18 protein-coding genes are annotated in these 19,897 nt (G+C 45.8%); 6 read left to right on the top strand and 12 right to left on the bottom strand.

Annotated elements, in window-relative coordinates; translation table 11 throughout:
• Positions 1-12 precede the first annotated feature (12 nt).
• The 7 genes from ACSFXN_RS15235 to ACSFXN_RS15205 all read right to left on the bottom strand — a co-directional run bounded on the left by ACSFXN_RS15235 (position 13) and on the right by ACSFXN_RS15205 (position 7,392).
• A complete protein-coding gene (locus ACSFXN_RS15235) occupies positions 13-1,173 on the bottom strand; it encodes a CaiB/BaiF CoA transferase family protein (protein ID WP_437150925.1) in 1,161 nt (386 codons plus the stop codon).
• Between the two features lie 253 nt (positions 1,174-1,426).
• Complete coding sequence (locus ACSFXN_RS15230) at positions 1,427-1,741, bottom strand: DUF3870 domain-containing protein (RefSeq protein ID WP_437150924.1); 315 nt, start codon at positions 1,739-1,741, stop codon at positions 1,427-1,429.
• A gap of 105 nt (positions 1,742-1,846) precedes the next feature.
• Positions 1,847-2,302: a hypothetical protein gene (locus ACSFXN_RS15225; RefSeq protein WP_437150923.1), complete on the bottom strand. Its 456-nt coding sequence runs from the start codon at positions 2,300-2,302 to the stop codon at positions 1,847-1,849.
• 179 nt (positions 2,303-2,481) lie between these two features.
• Positions 2,482-3,006 carry a glycosyl-4,4'-diaponeurosporenoate acyltransferase gene (locus tag ACSFXN_RS15220; RefSeq protein WP_437150922.1) on the bottom strand — a complete coding sequence of 175 codons (525 nt, stop codon included), beginning with the start codon at positions 3,004-3,006 and terminating at the stop codon, positions 2,482-2,484.
• Positions 3,007-3,139: 133 nt separating this feature from the next.
• Positions 3,140-4,639 (bottom strand): phytoene desaturase family protein, encoded by a 1,500-nt coding sequence (locus ACSFXN_RS15215; protein WP_437150921.1) that lies wholly within the window; start codon positions 4,637-4,639, stop codon positions 3,140-3,142.
• 360 nt (positions 4,640-4,999) lie between these two features.
• Complete coding sequence (locus ACSFXN_RS15210; protein WP_437150920.1) at positions 5,000-5,857, bottom strand: phytoene/squalene synthase family protein; 858 nt, start codon at positions 5,855-5,857, stop codon at positions 5,000-5,002.
• 14 nt (positions 5,858-5,871) lie between these two features.
• Positions 5,872-7,392, bottom strand: a complete 1,521-nt coding sequence (locus ACSFXN_RS15205) for a phytoene desaturase family protein (protein ID WP_437150919.1) — start codon at positions 7,390-7,392, stop codon at positions 5,872-5,874.
• Positions 7,393-7,620: 228 nt separating this feature from the next.
• Between ACSFXN_RS15205 and ACSFXN_RS15200 the strand changes: the two genes are divergently transcribed.
• Positions 7,621-8,517, top strand: a complete 897-nt coding sequence (locus ACSFXN_RS15200) for a MerR family transcriptional regulator (protein ID WP_437150918.1) — start codon at positions 7,621-7,623, stop codon at positions 8,515-8,517.
• A gap of 138 nt (positions 8,518-8,655) precedes the next feature.
• Here ACSFXN_RS15200 and ACSFXN_RS15195 read toward each other — a convergent pair whose 3' ends face one another.
• From ACSFXN_RS15195 to ACSFXN_RS15185, 3 genes are read right to left on the bottom strand one after another with little or no spacing between them, the layout of a single operon-like run.
• Positions 8,656-9,828: a Zn-dependent hydrolase gene (locus tag ACSFXN_RS15195; RefSeq protein WP_437150917.1), complete on the bottom strand. Its 1,173-nt coding sequence runs from the start codon at positions 9,826-9,828 to the stop codon at positions 8,656-8,658.
• A 21-nt stretch (positions 9,829-9,849) separates the two neighbouring features.
• On the bottom strand, positions 9,850-11,199 hold the full coding sequence (locus tag ACSFXN_RS15190) for a dihydroorotase (RefSeq protein ID WP_437150916.1): 1,350 nt from the start codon (positions 11,197-11,199) through the stop codon (positions 9,850-9,852).
• A gap of 1 nt (position 11,200) precedes the next feature.
• Positions 11,201-12,610, bottom strand: coding sequence for a sodium:solute symporter family protein (locus ACSFXN_RS15185; protein WP_437150915.1), 1,410 nt, complete (start codon positions 12,608-12,610; stop codon positions 11,201-11,203).
• A gap of 104 nt (positions 12,611-12,714) precedes the next feature.
• Here ACSFXN_RS15185 and ACSFXN_RS15180 point away from each other — a divergent pair, with 104 nt between their 5' ends.
• Positions 12,715-13,419, top strand: a complete 705-nt coding sequence (locus ACSFXN_RS15180) for an IclR family transcriptional regulator (protein WP_437150914.1) — start codon at positions 12,715-12,717, stop codon at positions 13,417-13,419.
• A gap of 267 nt (positions 13,420-13,686) precedes the next feature.
• Here the strand turns inward: ACSFXN_RS15180 and ACSFXN_RS15175 are convergent, their stop codons facing one another.
• Complete coding sequence (locus tag ACSFXN_RS15175) at positions 13,687-14,241, bottom strand: DUF1269 domain-containing protein (protein WP_437150913.1); 555 nt, start codon at positions 14,239-14,241, stop codon at positions 13,687-13,689.
• Between the two features lie 531 nt (positions 14,242-14,772).
• Here ACSFXN_RS15175 and ACSFXN_RS15170 point away from each other — a divergent pair.
• Complete coding sequence (locus ACSFXN_RS15170) at positions 14,773-15,357, top strand: hypothetical protein (RefSeq protein ID WP_437150912.1); 585 nt, start codon at positions 14,773-14,775, stop codon at positions 15,355-15,357.
• Positions 15,358-15,656: 299 nt separating this feature from the next.
• Here ACSFXN_RS15170 and nadX read toward each other — a convergent pair whose 3' ends face one another.
• A complete protein-coding gene (gene nadX / locus ACSFXN_RS15165) occupies positions 15,657-16,436 on the bottom strand; it encodes an aspartate dehydrogenase (protein ID WP_437150911.1) in 780 nt (259 codons plus the stop codon).
• A 331-nt stretch (positions 16,437-16,767) separates the two neighbouring features.
• Here nadX and ACSFXN_RS15160 point away from each other — a divergent pair, with 331 nt between their 5' ends.
• From ACSFXN_RS15160 to ACSFXN_RS15150, 3 genes are all read left to right on the top strand, one after another.
• The gene (locus ACSFXN_RS15160) at positions 16,768-17,334 is read left to right on the top strand and encodes a sugar O-acetyltransferase (RefSeq protein WP_437150910.1); all 567 of its coding nucleotides are present in this window, start codon (positions 16,768-16,770) and stop codon (positions 17,332-17,334) included.
• A 258-nt stretch (positions 17,335-17,592) separates the two neighbouring features.
• On the top strand, positions 17,593-18,009 hold the full coding sequence (gene arr / locus ACSFXN_RS15155) for an NAD(+)--rifampin ADP-ribosyltransferase (protein WP_300991558.1): 417 nt from the start codon (positions 17,593-17,595) through the stop codon (positions 18,007-18,009).
• A gap of 363 nt (positions 18,010-18,372) precedes the next feature.
• Positions 18,373-19,776, top strand: a complete 1,404-nt coding sequence (locus ACSFXN_RS15150; protein ID WP_437150909.1) for a purine-cytosine permease family protein — start codon at positions 18,373-18,375, stop codon at positions 19,774-19,776.
• The last annotated feature ends 121 nt before the right edge of the window (positions 19,777-19,897 follow it).

The raw sequence follows: 19,897 nt of genomic DNA, 5'->3' as shown, positions 1-19,897 counted from the left end.
TTCTCTCCCTTATTAGTTATATGTTTTCATTTTTTTTAAGCGGTTGAATACTTCCTCATTATGTTCTCCCGGCATCGGCGGATGGCGTTTCACTTCCACTGGCGTTCTGGACAATTTCAGCGGGCTGCCGATCATTTTGATTCGGCCGGCTGTCGGATGATCGTGTTCGATAAACATGTTCCGTGATTGAAGCTGCTTGTCATTTACAACGTCCTCCAAGTTCTGAATGGGACCACTCGGAACATTGCATTCTTTCAGTTTTTCTTGCCAAAAAGCTGTTTTCTCCGCTAATAATTGCTCTTGAAGAATTGGAATCAGCTGTTCCCGATTCTCTACACGCATCGGATTTGATTTGTACTTATCATCCCAGGCAAGCTCCGGTTTCCCAAGAACCTTGCACAGTGCTGCAAATTGATGGTCGTTTCCGACGGCAATCACCATTTCGCCGTCAGCAGTGCGGAATGTTTGGTACGGGACAATATTGGCATGCGTATTTCCGAGAGCCGTTGGAATCTTTTCTGACATCAAGTAACTGCTGCCAATATTGATCAATGCGCTCACCGCAGAATCATACAAGGAAATATCGAGCTTTTGCCCTTTTCCCGAAACAGTGCGTTCCAATAAGGCCGCCTGGATGCCGATGCACGCATACAGTCCCGTCAAGACATCGACAATTGCAACCCCCGACTTTTGCGGACCTGATTCTGTTGTTCCCGTTATGCTCATCAACCCGCTCATGGCTTGGATGATAAAATCATAGCCCGGCATATCACGCTCTGGCCCCGTCTCCCCGAACCCGGTAATCGAACAATAAACGATGCGCGGATTTAGCTCCGCCAATGTCTCATAGCCCAGCCCAAAGCTTTCCATTTTCCCGGTTTTGAAGTTATTGATCACCACATCGCTTTCCGAAGCCAGCGTTTTAACGATTTCAACGCCTTCTTCCGTCCGCAGATCCACTGTTATGGCTTTTTTGTTTCGATTGGCACTGAGATAATATGCGCTTACGTCTTCCTTGAAAGGCGGCCCCCACCTCCGGGTTTCATCACTTCCTCCGGGCGCTTCCACTTTCAGGACTTCTGCGCCTAAATCGCCTAAGATCATGGTGCAATAAGGACCTGCCAGTACCCGCGATAAATCCAGGACTTTGATGTTTTCTAATGCTCCAGACATAATTTCACTCCTTTCGTGGCAACAAAAAAGCCAGTTCAAATAGACAACAGCAAGCTGTTTGTCAATATTGAACTGGCTTTTATCTGTGGCGAAAACCTGGAAGAGGTTGTCGGCAGACTAGGCAGTATGGGATTATACATTTAAAAATTGACCATGCGGGACGAACGCGTTTGCGTTTCGGCATGATTCGTACTTCCAATCCTAACCTATTAAGTTTTGCTTGTAAATAGAAAAAATAAAATAATCTGAAAAATCAATGGTGAATTTCACGAGTCTCGTATTGTTTGTGCAAATCCTTTAAGGCGGAAATCAAGGCATTCCCTGCTTTTCCTAAGTAATGGCTTTTCAATTTTGCGATCGGTTCTTCTATCCCGTCTTGAAGGCTGTATCCCCTGAGCAATTGATGAATGTATTCCTGGCCGTGAGCCGTCGCTAAAGTGCAGCTGGCTGTTACAATCACGCCGTATTTTTTATCCACTTCTGCTGTAATTGTCAGCGTTTCGTAGATGTTTTGAGCGGCCATTCCGGACGGCAGCCGGGAGTGCCCTGCAATAAAAATCGTGTTCATCTTTTCATTCCTTTCTTCAAGAAACAAACCTTAACTCTTTCAGTATAGTACCATTTCAAACAGCTTGACGCCTTTTTAAATTCCGCATCAATGATCTGCATCAACTTATTCTTTTCGATACACCACTTCGAAATCACGCTCCCAATTCACGCCGTCGTCCGATTTTTCCAATAGGCTTCGTATGGTCTTTCCCGTGTCATCGACTTCTCCGGTAAAACGCTGCTGGAACTTCAAAGGCGAAAAATCGGCTGTGTTTCTCCACCATTTCCAAACTCCATTCTCCAAATTCATGGGGTACAAACGAGTCACTCCCCGCGAATCGAAATAATGCATCAAATACTGTCCCGTATCCGGATTGCAGTCGTAAATAATCGTGTTGTCGGGAAATTCGCTTTTGTTGATATGCGTTCGTTGGATGACATACTTCTCATCGAGCCACCTGAAATTGGTTTGTCCTGAGATCGGGCTCGGCTGAATATGAGGGTGAATCACTTCCATATTCCAATTGCCGATGAAAAAGTCCATTCGCTTTATCATGTCGTCTCGAGCAGTTGTGTCCATCACTGATTCCTCCCATTTCGTTGCAATTTGGCCGGCTTCCTCCGTCATTCGCTGGGCACATAAAGTATCTTCAGATTCTTTTTGACAGTATATTCGCCAACGGTTTTCCAAAGTCCTTTTATTTACATAGATGAATCTTTTCAAATCAAAAAGGACCATGAGTCGCCTCTTGATCCTTGTCAGCTTTTCAATATTCTGCTGTCAGGCAGTGCCTGGGACTTGTTTTGCTTTTGGATGATCAAGCGCTCTAAGCGGGGACGATTATACCGCTGGGTAATGATGAATGGAATATTAAAGAAAAAAGCATAGGCTACGTTCATCCAAAATGCCCCTGCGGGATTCCATAGCCAAAATAGCGGAGCAGGCAGCATCACTAACCAATGGGTCAATTCCGCTCTTCTGGATTCAACCACAAATTCAGCCAAAGACGGGCTATCGTGTCCATGAAGCGCCTGCTTGTTATAAGCACTCGGGAAAAACATGGACCCGTCCGGCAAATGCCCTTTCCATCCTTTAATCCGAAAAAGCTGCTGCCACAACTCCCCATTCCGTTCAAAACGGAATGAGCGGAATAGCCGGTCATGGCGGACAAACCAGTGAAAAGGAATACGGGTCGCACCATAAGAAATGACGAGTTGAAAAAACGTCCATGCAGCGGCATCCGCCAACACAAGCCAACCGATGGGCAATTCAATTAACGGCATTTGCGGATCACCTCAGCATTTTATTTAAATTCGGGCATTGCTCCCTGCTAGCTCATTGATTTGCGTAGATGGTCAAATAGAGAAAGTGAACAAAGCAATAAAACCGGATAGAAACACAGTCATTGTGAACGGCTTATTTCCCTTTATCGCGCTTCACGATTTTATCGCTCACTTGCTGGCCGCTGAGTGTGACCATCGGCATGCCGCCGCCTGGATTTACCGTACCGCCGACGAAATAAAGATTGTCATAAAGCTCGCTTTGTTTTTGGTGCTTGAAGCCTTTGTTTGTCTTTTTATCGGAAACGGTGCCGTAAATGGCTCCCCGGTCGGATCCGTATTTGCGTTCAATATCATGGGGCGTCCAGACGTCGCGTGTCACAATATGATCCCGCAATCCATGCAAGCCCATGCGTTCCAGCTTTTCCAGAACGCGTGCTTCGAACTTCGCATAATCCTCCGCGGTAAATGGCTGGTCTTGGATATAAGGGATATGCGGCAAGATTTTCAAGTTCTCATGTCCGGAAGGCGCTTGGGTCGGATCGGTTTTGTTGGCATTGACGACGTAGATAGTGGGATCGTCCGGCAGTTCATGTTTCTTGAACACTTTCTCCATCTGTTCATGCAAGTTCTCCGAAAAGAAGAAGTTGTGGTGATTCAAGAAAGGATATTCCTTTTTCACCCCAAGATGCAGGACAAGGCCGGAACTTGACGGTTCAAACTTCTTCTCCAGCTTCCGCACAAACTTCCCTTCCGCAGCCACCATCTTTCTATAAAACGGGATGACTTCCATATTCGATACATAATAATCGGCGGCCTTGAACGATCCATCTTCCAGTTCAACACCCGTGATTTGCTTATTTTTATTCGTATGCGCCTGTGCCACACCCATCCCGGTATGGATTTGAACGCCTTCTTCAACCGCCAGCTTCGTCAAGCCTTCCGCCAATTTATGCATCCCGCCCGGCACATACCAGCAGCCTTGCGTATGCTGCATGTAAATCATCATATTGAGAACCGCCGGAGCATTGTATGGAGAAGAACCGACGTATTTGACGAAATAGGAAAGCATATCACGCAGATGCGGGCTGCTGATCCGTTTGGAAATCGCTCCATGCACAGTTGAATTCACGTCGAAGCCTTTTAAAGCTGCCATGGCTCCGTGATGCTTAACAGCCTCTTTCACTGTATCGATGCCTTCTGCAAAATAGCCGGCTTCCGTCGTGTCATAAAGCCGTTTTGCGTACTTCAGAAATGCATAATACTCTTTCATGTCCTTACGGGAAAGCGCCGGATTTTCCCGTTCCATCAAGCGAAGATCTCCATATAAATCCAACACCGTGCCGTCCGGAAAGAAAGAACGCCATTCGCGCCCGAGCCGCTTGATGGGCACGTAATCAACCAAGCGCTTGCCGCTGCCGCGGAACAGCTTATCGAAAATATGCGGCATGGTTAAAATGGACGGGCCCAGGTCGAAGCCGAAACCGTCCTGTTCCAGACGGTTCAGTTTGCCGCCCACATGTGTATTCTTCTCATATAAAGAAACAGCGTACCCGTTTTGTGCGAGAGAAATAGCGGCAGATAAGCCGCCGAGCCCTCCTCCGATAACGAGTACGGATTTGTTGGGATTCGCCATATGTGTACCGTCCTTCTTTCCGAAGTTATTTTCATAAATAAGTTAGCTTGCTGATATTCCACAAAACAGCTCCGCTTTCCCGCGGCAAGACATTAGCCGAAGCCTGGGAGGCTAAGTCTTTGCGACGAAGCAGCGAAGCGATGCAGAGACAGTACGGTTTTCTCCGCTGTTTTGCTCCATATCTAAGAGAGCTATCATCAAAAAGCTATATCAATAATCCTCTTTTTTCTAAAAAGCGAATAAAGCGCAGGCGCGTCCAAGGGCGAGACGGAGTGATGAGACGAGTGTTCTTCTCGGCTCATCGCGGAAGTCCTGCCCAAAGCGGCCGAAGCGGTATATAAAAGTCCATTACCTTAAAACTTATATAATTGAGTCACTCAAAATCCGCACCATTTCCCGTTTCGTCACATAGTTTTTCCGGGCGAAACAGTCGTAATTGTTTTGGCGAACACTTCCTAAAATCCCTCGGTAGACTTGTGCCGAAACAAGTACAGGAAAGCGGCTGTCTTCGTCAAAGTTCGAAACGCATTCAAGAAACTCGTCATACAGGTCTTCAGCGCGCTTGGCCATCCCTTCCCAAACTTCTATAAAACTACCGGTGATTTCCGCGTTGGCCAATTGCTCAACGCGGTAGCCCGCTCTCTTAAGTTCTTCAGTCGGAAGGTAGATTCTTCTTTTCCCGCGGTAGTCTTCTCCGACATCCCGTAAAATATTCGTCAATTGCATCGCTACGCCGAGACTGACGGCTGAGTCTGTACAATCCACTTTCGACTTTGAAGCAATGATCGGCAACAGCATCCGGCCAACAGACCCGGCAACGTAATAGCTATACGTTTCCACATCTTCCAGCGTTTGAGGCGCGGAAAAAGAGATGTCCATCCTTTGCCCTTTGATTTGGTCATAAAACGGCTCAAGGTCCATATCATATTTGTTGAAGACCACACGCAATGCACGCCACAACGGATGATTGATTTCCTGCTTCCTGGCAAAACGATCAAGTTCATCTGTTAATTTATCCAAAGCTGCCAACTGAGCTGCACTTCCAAGGTTTTCATCCACGCTATCATCTGCTGTCCGGCAAAAAGCATAAAGGGCATAGACGGCTTGCGCTTTTTCCTCCGGCAGTTTTGAGAAGGCGTAGTAAAAACTTTTCGAGTGTCGTTTAATGATTTGTTCACAAAACGCAAAGTCGTCTGGAACAGACATTTGAGCAGTCATAGAAAGCTCCCCTTTCAGCGGGTATGGAATAGGATTCCTTTGTCATCATGCAATAGTTCCTCCGTGGCGATTCGTGCGGACAGCAGAACAATTGGAACGCCGGCGCCCGGGTGAGTGCTGCTTCCTGTAAAGTAAAGGTTTTCACAATGAGTGGCTTTACTTTGAGGGCGCAAATGATTGCTCTGGGCAAGTGTTGGCTGAAGACCGAAAGTTGCTCCGTTGTAGGCGTTAAAGCGCCGTTCAAAATCGGGCGGGGTCATATACGATTCAGATACGATTTCCTGTTTCACGTTTTCGAATCCTTTGATTTTTTCCAGGGCATTCAAAATATTGTTGCGGTAATGCTGGATTGTTTCATCGTTCCATTCATACTGGGAACACGATTTATCAGAGACTGGAACGAGTACATACAGCCCGTCTTTCCCTTCTGGTGCGAGGCTTGGATCCAGCTTCGAACCGATGTAGACATAAAATGAGGCCGTGTCGAGGCGCTTTCCTGAAAAGATATCATTCAAGTTCTGCTCCAGTTCTTCATTGAAAACAAAGTTGTGGGCATTCGGCACTTCCTCATACTTCTTATCCATGCCGAGATACATCAAGAAACACGAGCACGAGTATTTCATCTTGTCGATTTTCTTATCGGTATATTTTCCTTTTGCCTTCGGTTCTGCAACCAGATTTTTCATCGCATAAGGGAAATCGGCATTGCACATCACAAAGTCTGAAGGAATGAATTCGCCGTTCACCTGAATGCCTTTCGCTTGGCCGCCTTCAATCACAATCTCATCCACCGGAGAGTTGTAGCGAACCGTGCCGCCCTTTTCCAAGAATAAGCGTTCAAGAGACTGTGCCAAGGTATACATTCCGCCTTTGATGAACCATACACCATACAGGAATTCGATCATCGGAATCATTGTGTAAAGAGATGGGCCGCTGTAAGGAGAAACACCGATATACAGGGTTTGGAAACTGATCATTTGTTTCAGGCGTTCGTTTTTAATGTATTTGCTGATGAAAGTATCCGCATTGTCGAACGTCTTCAGCTTTAACCCTTGGCGCAGCACCGACAGATTGTAAAAGTCGGATGGTTTGCGGAAAGGTTTTTGAAGAAAATGTTCTTTAGCGACTACGAAACGGCTGTAGATCTCTTGGATGTATTTAAAAAACCCTTGCGCATCTTCTTCTCCAAATTGTTCGAGCGTTTTTGTCAGCTTGATCAAGTCTGAGCTGATTTCGTAATGCTCATCCCTCTCCCCTTCAAAAAAGACGCTGTACATCGGATCCAGACGCTGCATCGGAATATAGTCATCCGGGTCGACGCCGCACATTTCAAATACTTCACGGTAAAGTTCGGGCATCATGACAATAGTCGGCCCTAAGTCAAACTGATAACCGTCTTGTTGGATTCGGTTCATCTTTCCGCCAGCCATGGCTTCTTTTTCATATAAGGTAACTTCGTATCCAGCACACTGCAGCCGGCAAGCACTCGCAAGCCCGGCCACGCCTGCCCCGATGACACTAACACTCTTTTTCAAATGAATCTCCTCGATTCTGCTTTTAGTCTAACGCTCCACTTGTACAAGGTTTGGCCAAAACATTTTACAGTTAACCATAGAAGCACAGTGTATTATTACCTTTTATACCCATCACAATCGGTTTGAAACATTAACCGCATAATTTTTGTATAATGTTTATATAGCATTAGTATAAGGTAAGTATATAAGAAATACTAGGATTTCTTCGAGGAAAAGAGGCCCGGCACAATGAAAACAAACCAAGAACATGGTCTTCTTGTAAAAGAAGTTTCTGAACTTACTGGTTTATCTCCGCAAGTGATCCGTAAATGGGAACAGCGCTATGGACTGATTTGCCCGAAACGGCATAGAAATGGATATAGGTTGTACACATGCGAAGACGTGGGCACATTGATGAAAGTTTGCAGATTGCGGGACCAAGGCTATTCCATGAAAGAAGCGCTGCATTTGTTCCATTCGCATCAAGCTCCAGATCCCGTTCCTAAAATGCCTTTAAGCGAAGATGTACTGGCCCTTTTAGAGAAAGGCGCTATTTACGATGAGGCCGGTTTATTGCTGTTATTAAAGCAGGCACTTCACCGTTATGGCTTGGAGAAATTCTTAAGCACTACGGTCCAGCCGTTGATGCGGGAAATCGGGGATTTATGGGCAAGCGGAAAATGGGATGAAAGCCAAGAAACCATCACCAGTTTGGCCGTCCGTGATTTCTTGGTCCAAATCCGGAGAAACTTTGACTTGGCGGAAGGGTCCCCTCTCATGCTCGGGTGCTGTTTGCCCCACGAAACGCATGAAATTCCCTTGCATATTATTTTGCTCCAAGCGATGATGCATGGATGGCAAACGATTGCTGCCGGACCTTCCCCGAAGCTGTCGTCGATTGAGTACTTAGTGCAGCGATTGCAGCCGCAGAAAATCCTGTTATCCGCAACAACCGCCACGCCGTTCCAGCACAATCTTCATTTGTTTGAACAGCTGGAAGACATTGCAGAAAGAAACGAAGCTACTGCATTCTTCATAGGAGGCAGCGGCGTGTTCGATCACAAAATCTATTTCAAGCCGAATAGGATCCAGATCGCTTATTCCATGTCGGATGTTTTTGAGGAAAACCGTGATAAGAGTGATTAGTAAAAATGAAGTCAAAGATAGCCTGCTTTCTATCATGGAGGTGGTCCTCTTTTTGGCCATCAAAAAACAGGCATCGTTTCAAGATTGAAACGGTGCCTGTTTTTCATTTCCAGTATTTATTGAGATGCGTGAAAAGAATCATTCCAATAAGCTCAATGCACTTCTAAGCAACACATTCGCACCTTTCTCAATATCGGCTGCTTCCACGCATTCATTCGGGTTATGGCTGACACCGTTCACGCACGGGATGAAGATGATCCCAGAATCCATGACGGCCGCCAGCGAATTCGCATCGTGATTTGCACCGCTCATCATGACCCGGTAGCCCATACCGGCTTCCTTGCAAACTTGCTCGACTGTGGCAACTATTTTTCCCGAGAGATCGGATGGGTGCTTTTCGACATTCGGCTTGATGGCCACCTGGTGGTAAGTGGAGGCATAGTCCGAAAACCGCTCCGCTATTTCACGCATCGTCTCCAGGTCCGTCCCTCTGACTTCGAGAGTGAAATCCACCCGCCCCGGCACGACGTTCGGCAAATTCGGATGCACATACAATTCTCCGACTGTCCCGACATTCGGTTCGCCATATGCTTTGACAAGACGCTCGAATTCCAGCAGGATTTTTGCCGTGCTGATGAGCGCATCGTTCCGCTCTTCCATCCCCATTGTCCCGGAATGTGCAGCTTCCCCGTGGACAGTGACATCCAGCCTCTTGATGCCTGCAATCGCATGGACGACTCCGATGTCCGCTCCATTGTTTTCCAGCTTTTTCCCTTGTTCGATGTGGAGTTCCAAGTAATTGCTGTACCGTTCTGCTCCGATGGTCTCTTTCACTTGCTGTAGGCTGAAAGGCGTACTTTTCAGCCGTTTGATAAAATCTTCATCAAATTCGATGGTTCCGCAAAATGCCCGGCTGCCGAATGTGCCGCCCAGAATATTCGCTTCTTCACCGCGGAACGAAACGACCGTCACCGGCTTCTCTAATTGAGCACCGGTCTCCAACAGCGTGATCAATATTTCCAACCCCGCTACTACACCCAGTGCGCCGTCGTATTTTCCGCCGTTTTTCACCGTATCAAGATGCGACCCGATCAAAATCCCTTTTTCAGCTTCCGGTCCGATGGTCCCGAATACATTGCCGATTGCATCACGGTGCGTTCTAATGGAATGCTGCTCACATTTTTCGACGAACCAGTCCAGCGCCGCTTGTTCTTGTTCCGTGTAAGCAAGGCGAGTGATTCCTTCCCCTTCTGAAGTGATCTGATTCAATTCATCCAGCAGATCCATTAATCTTTGATGGTTAATCTTCATTTTGATCACATCCTCCAAATCTTAATTCGGTTTTACAAATTGGCCAGTGGCCCGTTCTTCTACACCTTTATCATGAGAATACACCAATTGTCCTCTGACAAAAGTCGCCTCGATCCGGTTGTTCACTTGCTGCCCGTGATATGGCGAGACATCGGAAACCGAGAGAAATTCGTTTTCGTCGATTTCCCAGGCTGCATTGTTTTTGATGACTGCGAAATCGGCGTCTTTCCCTTCTTCAATCGAACCTTTATGGACAAGCTTAAAACGCTTAGCAGGAGCAAGTGCCAGCAAATCAGCAAAGTGACTCACAGTTACTTCTTTCTTTCCTATCAGTCGGTCAAACAATAACGGAACCATGATTTCCAGGCCGGGAGTCCCTGATTTCGCCTTGAAGATATCATTCTCTCCGATTGATTTATCCGCTTTTTGCCATGGTGCATGATCGGACGTAATAAAGTCGATGCCGTCATCCATCAATTGCGCTTCCAGGTCTGCAACTTCCTGAGGCTGTCTGAGCGGCGGGTTGATTTTCGCTTTCGGACCGTGTTTCTTTAAATCTTCGGTAGTCAATAACAAGTAGTTATAGCAGGTTTCAGCAGTGACGTTTGTTCCTTGCTGCTTGAACCAATTGATGTAGTCGATGCTTTTCGCATGGCTGACATGGACAATGTGCAGTTTTGCACCTGTCCAGGAAGCCATATCCAATAATTTGATGACAGCAGTTGTTTCCGTTACCGGCGGCCTTGTCAAATTGTGATAGATCGGCTCCAAGTGGTTTTCCGCTTTTGCATCGTCGATATAGTGCGTCAGCAATTCATCATTTTCGGCATGGAAAGCAATCACCAAATCCCGTTCCGCCGTTTTTTTCATTGCTTCCAGTATATCGGCATCCGCTATTCTCGGGAAACGGTACGGATCTGTTTCAAATGTGGACAGCTTGAAAGCTGCAACTCCGCCTTCCGCCAGTTCATCAATCACCGCTGCCCCGTTCTCTTTTGGAATGGTCCCCCATAAAGCGATATCGACAATCGACTCTTCATTGATTGTGTTAATTTTATTTCTCAGCACATCGATACTCGCAACCGGGATTGGCAAATCATACGGCATATCCAAGAACGTCGTGATCCCGCCTTTCGCTGCTGCGGAAGAAGCTTTTTTGATGCCTTCATTCGGATTGCTGTAACAATGGACATGTGCATCGATAAAACCTGGGAACACGAAATCCTCTCCGTACTCATGGACTTCCTGCCCTGTGAGCACGCCGGTTGTTTCCGATATCTCTATTATTTTTCCGCCGTTTATGCCAATTTCGCCTAAGAAATTCCCTTCAGGCGTTACAATATTTCCTTTAATCACTTTTTCAAATTTCATCTTAACTCTCCTTCACTTTACTGGGTGCCGCCGCAGCCAAAGCGATATATGACGCAATTAAGCCGATTAATGACGCCGCTAACCCATACATGACATACATATCTGAGCCCAGCATATGAGCGATGGCAGAACCGCCCACTCCCATCACAATACTTGCAATTCCTGCACGGTGATCCAGGATGTTTTTGTCTTTCAAGATAAAGCCGCCTAAAATCGGCACAAGCAATGCCGACACCGAATAGGCGAATGATGCGACAATCCAGCTAAGCGCCTGCGGATAAAAGTTCGCCATCATAACAGCCAGTGCCAGTACAGCTACTGAAACGATTCTGGAAACCGAAACCAGTTTCTTTTCTTCAATGTTTGGATTGATGTAATTCGTGTAGATGTCTTTCGTAATTGTCACGACGACCGATTGAACTGCACTGCTCAGCGTCGACATGATTGTCGCTACGATAAACACCGCAAACATGATCAAAAACCAATCCGGTGTCTGCGTCAAAAACCAGCCTGTCGCGTTTTCTGGGTTGTCGAGTGAAGGATTGAGTGAACGCACCGTCAAACCGATCGTCGATGACCAGAAAGTCGCTAAGGCAAACAGCACAGCCGTCACTCCAATGGAAATTGTCGCATTTTTTGAATTATCCGCAGAGAAGATGCGCTGGTACAATTGCTGGTTGGTCAAGTTACCTGGCATGACCCCGAATATCCAAAACAGGACTGTCCCCATCCCTATACCGACAAGCCCGCTTGGAAAATCGGAAATTTCACTTGGCGTACTGGCCATGATTGTTTGGAAGCCATCACCCAAATCCATTGCCATGAAGAAAGCGATTACAGCTCCGACCGCCATCGCACAGCCGAAGATAAAATCTGTCCAGGCAACAGAAGTCATGCCTGCTGGCAAAACGAATGCCAGGCTGATCACCGCAAAAATCGTCACCATGAGTGATGCATCCACTCCCGTAATCGTCGAGAATATTTTTCCAAAGCCGACAAGCTGCGTGATCATCCAGCCGAATGGAACAATCAGCGTACTTAAAATCGTCAGCACAGATAAAACCGGATGGTTTCCGTAAATCTTTTTGATAATATCCGGCATTGTTTCAAATTCACTGTTCCTCAACCACTTTGCCATGAATAGAAATGGAATAAAGCCGATCATCGTCAATAAACCATATGTCAAAGTCGACCAGCCGCTCGTATAAGCTGTTCCAACCAGACCAACAATTACCGCACCGCCCATCACCGTCGCAAATTGCGTCCCGATCTGTACATAAAGCGGAAGCGACCTGCCTCCCACATACCAGTTCTCAATCCCTTGATTCTTGCGTCCCAAAAAGTAAGAAAAAATTACAATTGCCAGCAAGACAACTCCAATTGTCAGAAATAAAATCACATTCGTAGTCATTGTAAAACCCCTTTTTTATTGATTTATTACTAAAAATCCTATAGTATGAAGAATATTAAGACAAATAGAATGTCTCATATATTGAGACTGAAAGGAGTCGTCGAATGAACTTAAAAGTTTTGCAATTATTCCACTCATACGGTTCGCCGCTCCATATTGAAGAGATTTTGCAGGAAATGGATGTCCCGAGAAGCTCTCTTTACAGGCAAATCAAAGCGCTGATTCGGGCTGGATTGCTTGAACCGGCCGGAAAAGGACTGTATGCACCAGGCTGGCTGGCAGATGAAATTTCCCGCGTCAAAGAAGATTCCTTCGATGTACTGATTGAGACGGCGTTGCCGATCATGCAGGAACTGAATGATGATTTAGGCGAATCCATTAACTTGACCGCGGTTAAAGGCTCTAAAGTGAAGGTGTTAGCCCATTTGGAAAGCAAGCATAAATTACGGTACTCCTACGAAGCGGGGCAAGTGCTGGATATTTTTAAAGGAGCTTCATCAAAAATTTTGCTCGCTTATTTACCCGATGAGCACCGGCAATTCCTCATCACATCCTCTCTTTCCCTCGCCGACGGAGAAAAACTGGAGCAAGAGCTGGCACAGATCCGACATAACGCATACGCCCTCACCAATTCTGAAGTGGACGAAAGAGCAATCGGCATCTCCGCACCAATCCTTCGAAGCGGAAAATATATCATGGGCGGATTATCTATCGCCGGACCCGCTTTCCGAATAAACGGAGACAAAATCGATGCTTATATTCACCGCTTGAAAGAAGCGGCGGCGGATATTTCGTTGATGATGGAGTGAGAAGTAAGTATCCAAAAGAAAACCCGATACAGAAAAGACGTTTCCTGCATAGCCACTCTTTGGGCTTTACAGGAAACGTCTTTTTAGTAATTGCATTAACGGTATAGATAAAAAGTACAACTCCAACCCCTGTTTCCATGAAAAGTTTAAACAGGGGGTTGGAGTCTTCTATATTTAGATTGCTTATTTCAGTTTAGTCTGCGGAAGAAACCTTTTTTAAAGGTTTTGAAATTCTTCCTTGAATTTGCGGTGTTATTCTCCGGCTTTTTATTTACGAAACTCAGAACGTTTCTGCCGCATTTCTTCTTTTGCCCGATCCTGGAGGTTTTTCTCCACATTCTGAGCATGTTCCACTTCTTCCTGGATATCGCTGGCACTGTAACGCACTGTTACCGCACCGTACTTCTCTAAAATCAGATTATAGGATTCTTCAGTCAGCTCCTGGGCGATTGCCACAATTGCCACTTCCCCTTCTGTCATTCGGGTAGAGATTGCTGTAATAAGGTTCGATTCTTCCTTGGCTTCGCCTGTATCTTTGGCCATTCCGACCACGGACCCGATTCCGAACCCAAGCAGCATGCCAAGCGGACCGCCTAAGATCCCAACAAGCGTACCGATTAACCCGCCTTTCCACGTATCATTTTGCGTTCGTTTGCCTGTGTCAAAACCATCTTGCATGATGATTTGCCCATTTGATTTTTTTAATAATGCCGCTTGTGACAATTTAAAATTCTCATTGAATGTACTGGCTTTTTTCAAATCCGATAACGCCTGATAAGCTTCGCTTTCTACCTTAAAATAACTAATGATGACGTTTTCCATGTGTTACATCCACTCCATTTTTTATTATTCGAAATGCTGCTCCATATAATTCTTCCGTCACCGCCGTTTTTTACTAATAACGGCAAGCTTGGAAATACTGTATACCTGGTAATCTCAAACAAATAATTGCCCGCATCAAACAATCTGCCATCCTGCTAAACAATAGCTCAGCGATGTAAAGGAAGTGACAGGAGCACATTTTTTATGGCCAGTGTCCATACCAAACAAAAAATCCGTTTGATACTCACTCGCTGGACTTTTTTAGCCCTACCTTATAATACATACCCTTTTTCTCTGAATTTACTCTTAAATTCCATTTGTGGCGGGTTACCGTAAAAATCGAGCCGGTAATTAGAGCCGCTTTCCGGACCCTAGAGCTACTGCAATTGTGATTCCATTGAATTTTAAAAGCCCAAATGAACAGCGCCAGTGAACCGCGACTCAATGGTAAATCAGCCCCTTTGAGCTGGATATGAAGTAAAATGATTCAATAGGGCATTTTTTTAAAGGTTTTTGAAAGGATGAACGTAGATGGAATTATTGAAGAACGGCCACGGTGAAACAGGGGAAAGAACCGTTTGGTGGAGTGTGTTCATTTTGCTGGCCATTGGCACGGGTTATATGTTTGCCAGTGGAGAAAACACAAAAGTGATAATGGGTATTTTCACACTCATACTGATGGGGGCGATCGCTTTTGCGCAAAGACATCTTAAACTTTCGCTGCCGAGCTTTTTTGTGAACATCGTTTATGGCTTTATCTTTATTTCAGTGGGGCTGGGTACTTTTGGCGGTTTTTATGATATTCCGCATTTTGATGATTTTCTTCATATCGGATCAGGAATCATGCTGGCGGTTGGAAGCTGGATCATCCTGAAGAAAATGGTGGGAGAACAGTTGACAGCCCGACTCCCAAATGCTTTTATCGGCCTTTACATCATTTGTTTTTCGCTTGCTTCTGCAGCGGTCTGGGAATTGATGGAGTTCGCTGGAGATAAATTGCTCAACTTTACAATCCAAGGACGGAACCCGGATGACACCATGATTGATATGATCGATGGGTTAGTTGGAGGGACCGTTACGGCTTTTATTATTTTAAGGCAAAGACAAAAGAAATAAATCAGATAATCGATGTAAGATGCCCTGCAGTTTATCGAAAGCTTTTTGAGACAACTCATTCAGAAACCAGGATTCAACCCGATAAAAAAGCGACAGCTGGACATGCAATGTGTCCAGCTGTCGCTTTCATTTTTTAAAAATGAGATGCTTCAATAAAAGAAATGATTCAAAGCAAATTGCTTACACTTAAATTCTAAATAGGTTTACTAAAATCAATTGGATGAATCCTATCTATTCCCTCCATTTCAGAGGGATTTTTTAAGCAAAACCGGCTACTTTTTCACTTTCAGAACAAGAATTCAGTTCCCGATCCGCAAAGCTTTATCTTTATTCTGCAAAACAGCCAGAATACTCAAGGCAGCGAGCAGGCTTGTTTTCGGATTGCTCGGCATCGGATTGTTTTCGACTTGCAGCTGCATCCTGCCGAAATCCCCTTCCGCTTCGATTGTGTGGGTATTCCGCTCGACGGCCGGATCGACGATGACGCGCACTTTCGTTTTCTCGGCTCCGATGCCAGCAAGTGCGAGCACCAATGCTACGTTGACATTCTTCGGGAATTTCTCGACGGCTTCATATGCGGAGCCTTCGAATAGCACCTTTTCTTCGTCCGATTCAATCCCAAGCGATGCGGGAGATTTCCGTGTCGTAATCTGGACACGCTCTAACCCACCAGCCGCTTTCGCCGACTGCAAGACGTCCAATCCACCGATTGCACCGGACGGCAAGAAGATATGCGTGCCGTTGGACTCCGCCAAACTTTTCAGCTCATCCAAGAAAGCGACATCTTTAAAGACGCCGATGCTGCTGACGACGAGATCTTTCTGATGGGCGGCCACATCTTTTAAATAGATTTTGGCCGCTTCCACCGTCGCTGCTTCCACCACAATATCGAGCGGCAAGTCTAAAAATCCTTGAAGGTCTGTGTAGAAATCGGCTTCAAACTGTTCGCTTAACTGCTGTCCCACTTCCTCGTTGCGCCCGAAAATAGCTGTGACCCTTCCGTTGGCTAGGTGGTTTCGATTTATCTGTTCCAACAAGTACGATGCAATGTTTCCTGTTCCGATGATTCCGATGTTCATGATTGGCCTCCTCATCTATTTGAATCAAAAATCAACACTACCATGATTATGACATACGTATGTAAATTATAAGGAATGATGATTCACCCTTTAATTACGCTGTTCCACAAAATAATGTTCAGTCGCATGCGTAAAGGACTTCATCAGAAAACCGGTCGATTTCTGCACCAACTGGCTTAACAGCATTCCCCGGAACATCTCAGCTTCGTTTAATCACTTTGTGTGTTAAATTATATTTTATAAGAAGATCGACAAACAACAAGCAGTTCGATCAAACATGAATGCGGTATCCGAGTCCCAGTTAGGCCAAAAAGAAAGGTGGCAATAAACAATGGACATGAACGAATTTATCGATTTTTGCCGGAAAGGCAACTCCATCCCAGCCGGCGATCAAGAGTTATATGGATTATTGGTGCAATGCAGTTTTGAAGCGCAAAGGATCACCATGGAACTGAATACTTCGTATCATTCAAAAGAAGAAATCGTGGAGCTTTTCAGTGAACTGACCGGTAGCACCGTGGATCCGTCGTTCATGTGCTTCCCGCCGTTCTACACCGACTTCGGCAAAAATATCACCATTGGAAAGAACGTCTTCTTCAACACCGGCTGCTCGTTCCAGGACCGGGGAGGAATCCAAATAGGCAGCGGTTCACAAATCGGCATGAATGTCACGATCGCCACACTGAATCATGGACTGCCTTTGGAAACCCGGAACACCACCTACTCCTCACCTGTGATCATCGGTGAAAATGCCTGGATCGGTTCCAGCGCCATGATTCTGCCCGGTGTGACGATCGGTGACAATTCCGTTGTTGCGGCAGGTGCCGTAGTGACGAAGGATGTCCCTGCAAATACAGTGATTGCCGGAGTGCCGGCGAAGTTTGTGAAAACGATTTAGCTCAGCAACAAAAGCCCAATTTCTCCAGAACAACAGAGAAGTTGGGCTTTCCCTATTTTATTCAGATATATACCTCACTCTGGCGTTAACCGGATTACCAGATTCTTAAACGACGGTTTTATTTAATCTTTGTCGTTCGATATCACTCTCTTTACTACCATTATACCGCTGATAAAAAATGATTTATAGACTACTTTTCTCCGAATCCCTGCCCTATACTGTTCTATACAATGCGAATAGTACAGGAGGCAGATCCGTATGAATGACAAAAAAGATGTCTTAGACCCCGGTCCTTTCTTTCATGGAACAAAAGCCCAATTGAAGATCGGTGATTTATTGGAGGCGCAGAATTTATCCAATTACCAGGACAAGAAATCCAATTACATCTATTTCACAGCCACATTGGAAGCTGCCAAATGGGGTGCGGAACTCGCAGCCTCCAACGCCAAAGAAAGAATTTACCTGGTCGAACCACTGGGTGATTTTGAAAATGACCCGAACTTGACCGACAAACGGTTTCCCGGCAATCCAACACGCTCCTACCGATCCAAATCTCCTCTGAAGATCGTTGCTGAATTGGGATCTTGGGAACGGCATTCTGATGAACAAATCAATCATATGCTGGCTTCTTTAAAAGCTTTGCGGGAACAAGGGAAGGCGATTATATTGGACTGAATTTTTAAAAGGACATTCCTGATTAGTTCCCTCACTTCATTAGCTAAAATAAAGAGATAAACACCAGCTTCGAGATCAATCGATTTCGAAGCTGGTGTTTTTTGTTTTGTTTAATTGCAAAATAAGTTCACTGTATTTCTTAAATAGTGTTCAATACCGACAAGCTGTTTTAATGCCTAAAATACGGTAAGAGCGGGTACGGAAAGATATAAAGAATAAATTACTGGAACCATTTCGGATTTTTTCACTCAAGAGGATGCCTATGTCCTTGGCATTGACTTTTAATTTTCCCGTACATTCCATTGCTTTTTATATGCACAAAACAGGCACTGCAGAAATCTAAATAGGAAAGAAGGAGCTGACATGAGAACTGATTCTGCTGCAGATCTTGAACGAGAAATGGAAGCAAACAGAAAAAAGGATTATTCTTTGGACAAAATTCCGCGGGAATATCGGAGAATGAGCTGGCTAAGCATCACGAACATTACATTCGGAATTGCGACGGCCATTTTCTATTTCCAGATGGGCAGTGTTATGGCACTTCAATTCGGAGCGGCGAATGCCCTCATTTCAGCGGCCTATGCGATTATTGCAGCGGGCATTGTCGGTTCCTTTATCGTCTACCTGTCTGCCAAGTCGGGAATGAACGTCAATTTACTATCCCGAGGAGGATTCGGTTACATCGGAGCCTCGCTCACTTCTTTGATTTATGCATCAAACTTCATCATGTACTGTGCTTTTGAAGGCATGATCCTGGTGACCGCTATCCATGCATATTTTCCCGTAATCCCCCAGTGGATTCTTATCATCATCTTTGGTTCATTGGTTATCCCCTTGAACTGGTTCGGCATCAAACAATTGGACAAACTTCAAAAATGGTCCTTGCCGGTTTTCGGTTTTTTTTTAATCGCGGCAATCGTCGTTGCCTACAACCGTCCATCCGTCTACGATGGAAGTTTTTGGACGTACATGCCAGAAGGTGCCCAGATCGGCGGCACAGCTTTATTATTATGCATCGGGATGCAGCACGGCATCATGGGGCTGACAGCGCTGATCGCTTCCGATTATGCGCGTTTCCTGAAGCCGAAAGATTTGAAAATCGGCTCCATCGCAATCGGCTTTATTCCGCAGATTTTCTGTTTCGGCGTCATGGGCTGCCTCGGCATCTGGTTCGGGGTCCGAATAGGCGAATCGAACCCCGGTGTCTATATCGTTGTGCTGCTCGGACTCGGCGGCGTCCTGTTTACGACATTGACGCAAGTCCGCATCAATATCACGAATATTTACAGCGCTTCGCTTTCCCTATCGAGCTTTTTTGAAAATATGTTCCGGTTCACTCCAGGCCGGCGCTTCTGGGTAGTCATGGCAGCTGTTACGGCCATGGTGCTGATGCTTGGCGGCATCATCGACCACCTGCAAACAGCGATGACGTTCCAGGGGGTAGCGCTGATGTCGTGGGCAGCGATTCTCGTAACCGATGCGCTCATCGTCAAAAAATTGCTGAAAATCGGGCCTCGTTATTACGATGCCAGACAAGAAAATCTCTTTAAATGGAATCCCGTCGGCGTTGTCTCACTGCTGGTGCCGACTATAATTGGAACTGTTGCCGCACTTGGTTATTTCGGACTTTTCCTCCAAAGCACCGCCGCTTTCTTAGCCGCGCTGATGGCAGCTGTCATGACAGTGGTTTTGGCGCTGATCACAAAAGGTGCTTATTATGAGAAAGTGGAAGCGACAGATGTGAATAAAGATGATTATATTGCCTGATGGATTGGAAATGAACGCTCTTGGAAAGGCTGTACGGAAAAGTCGTGAATAACGGCTTTTTGGGACAGCTTTTCTAATGGTGAATAAAACGAAAAGCCACACCTGAAATGCTGATGCAGCG

The sequence above is a fragment of the Planococcus sp. 1R117A genome (genome assembly GCF_051417975.1).
Taxonomy (GTDB): Bacteria; Bacillota; Bacilli; order Bacillales_A; family Planococcaceae; genus Planococcus; species Planococcus shenhongbingii.
The sequence above is the reverse complement of the archived record's forward strand: the minus strand, read 5'-3'. Positions and strand labels throughout refer to the sequence as shown.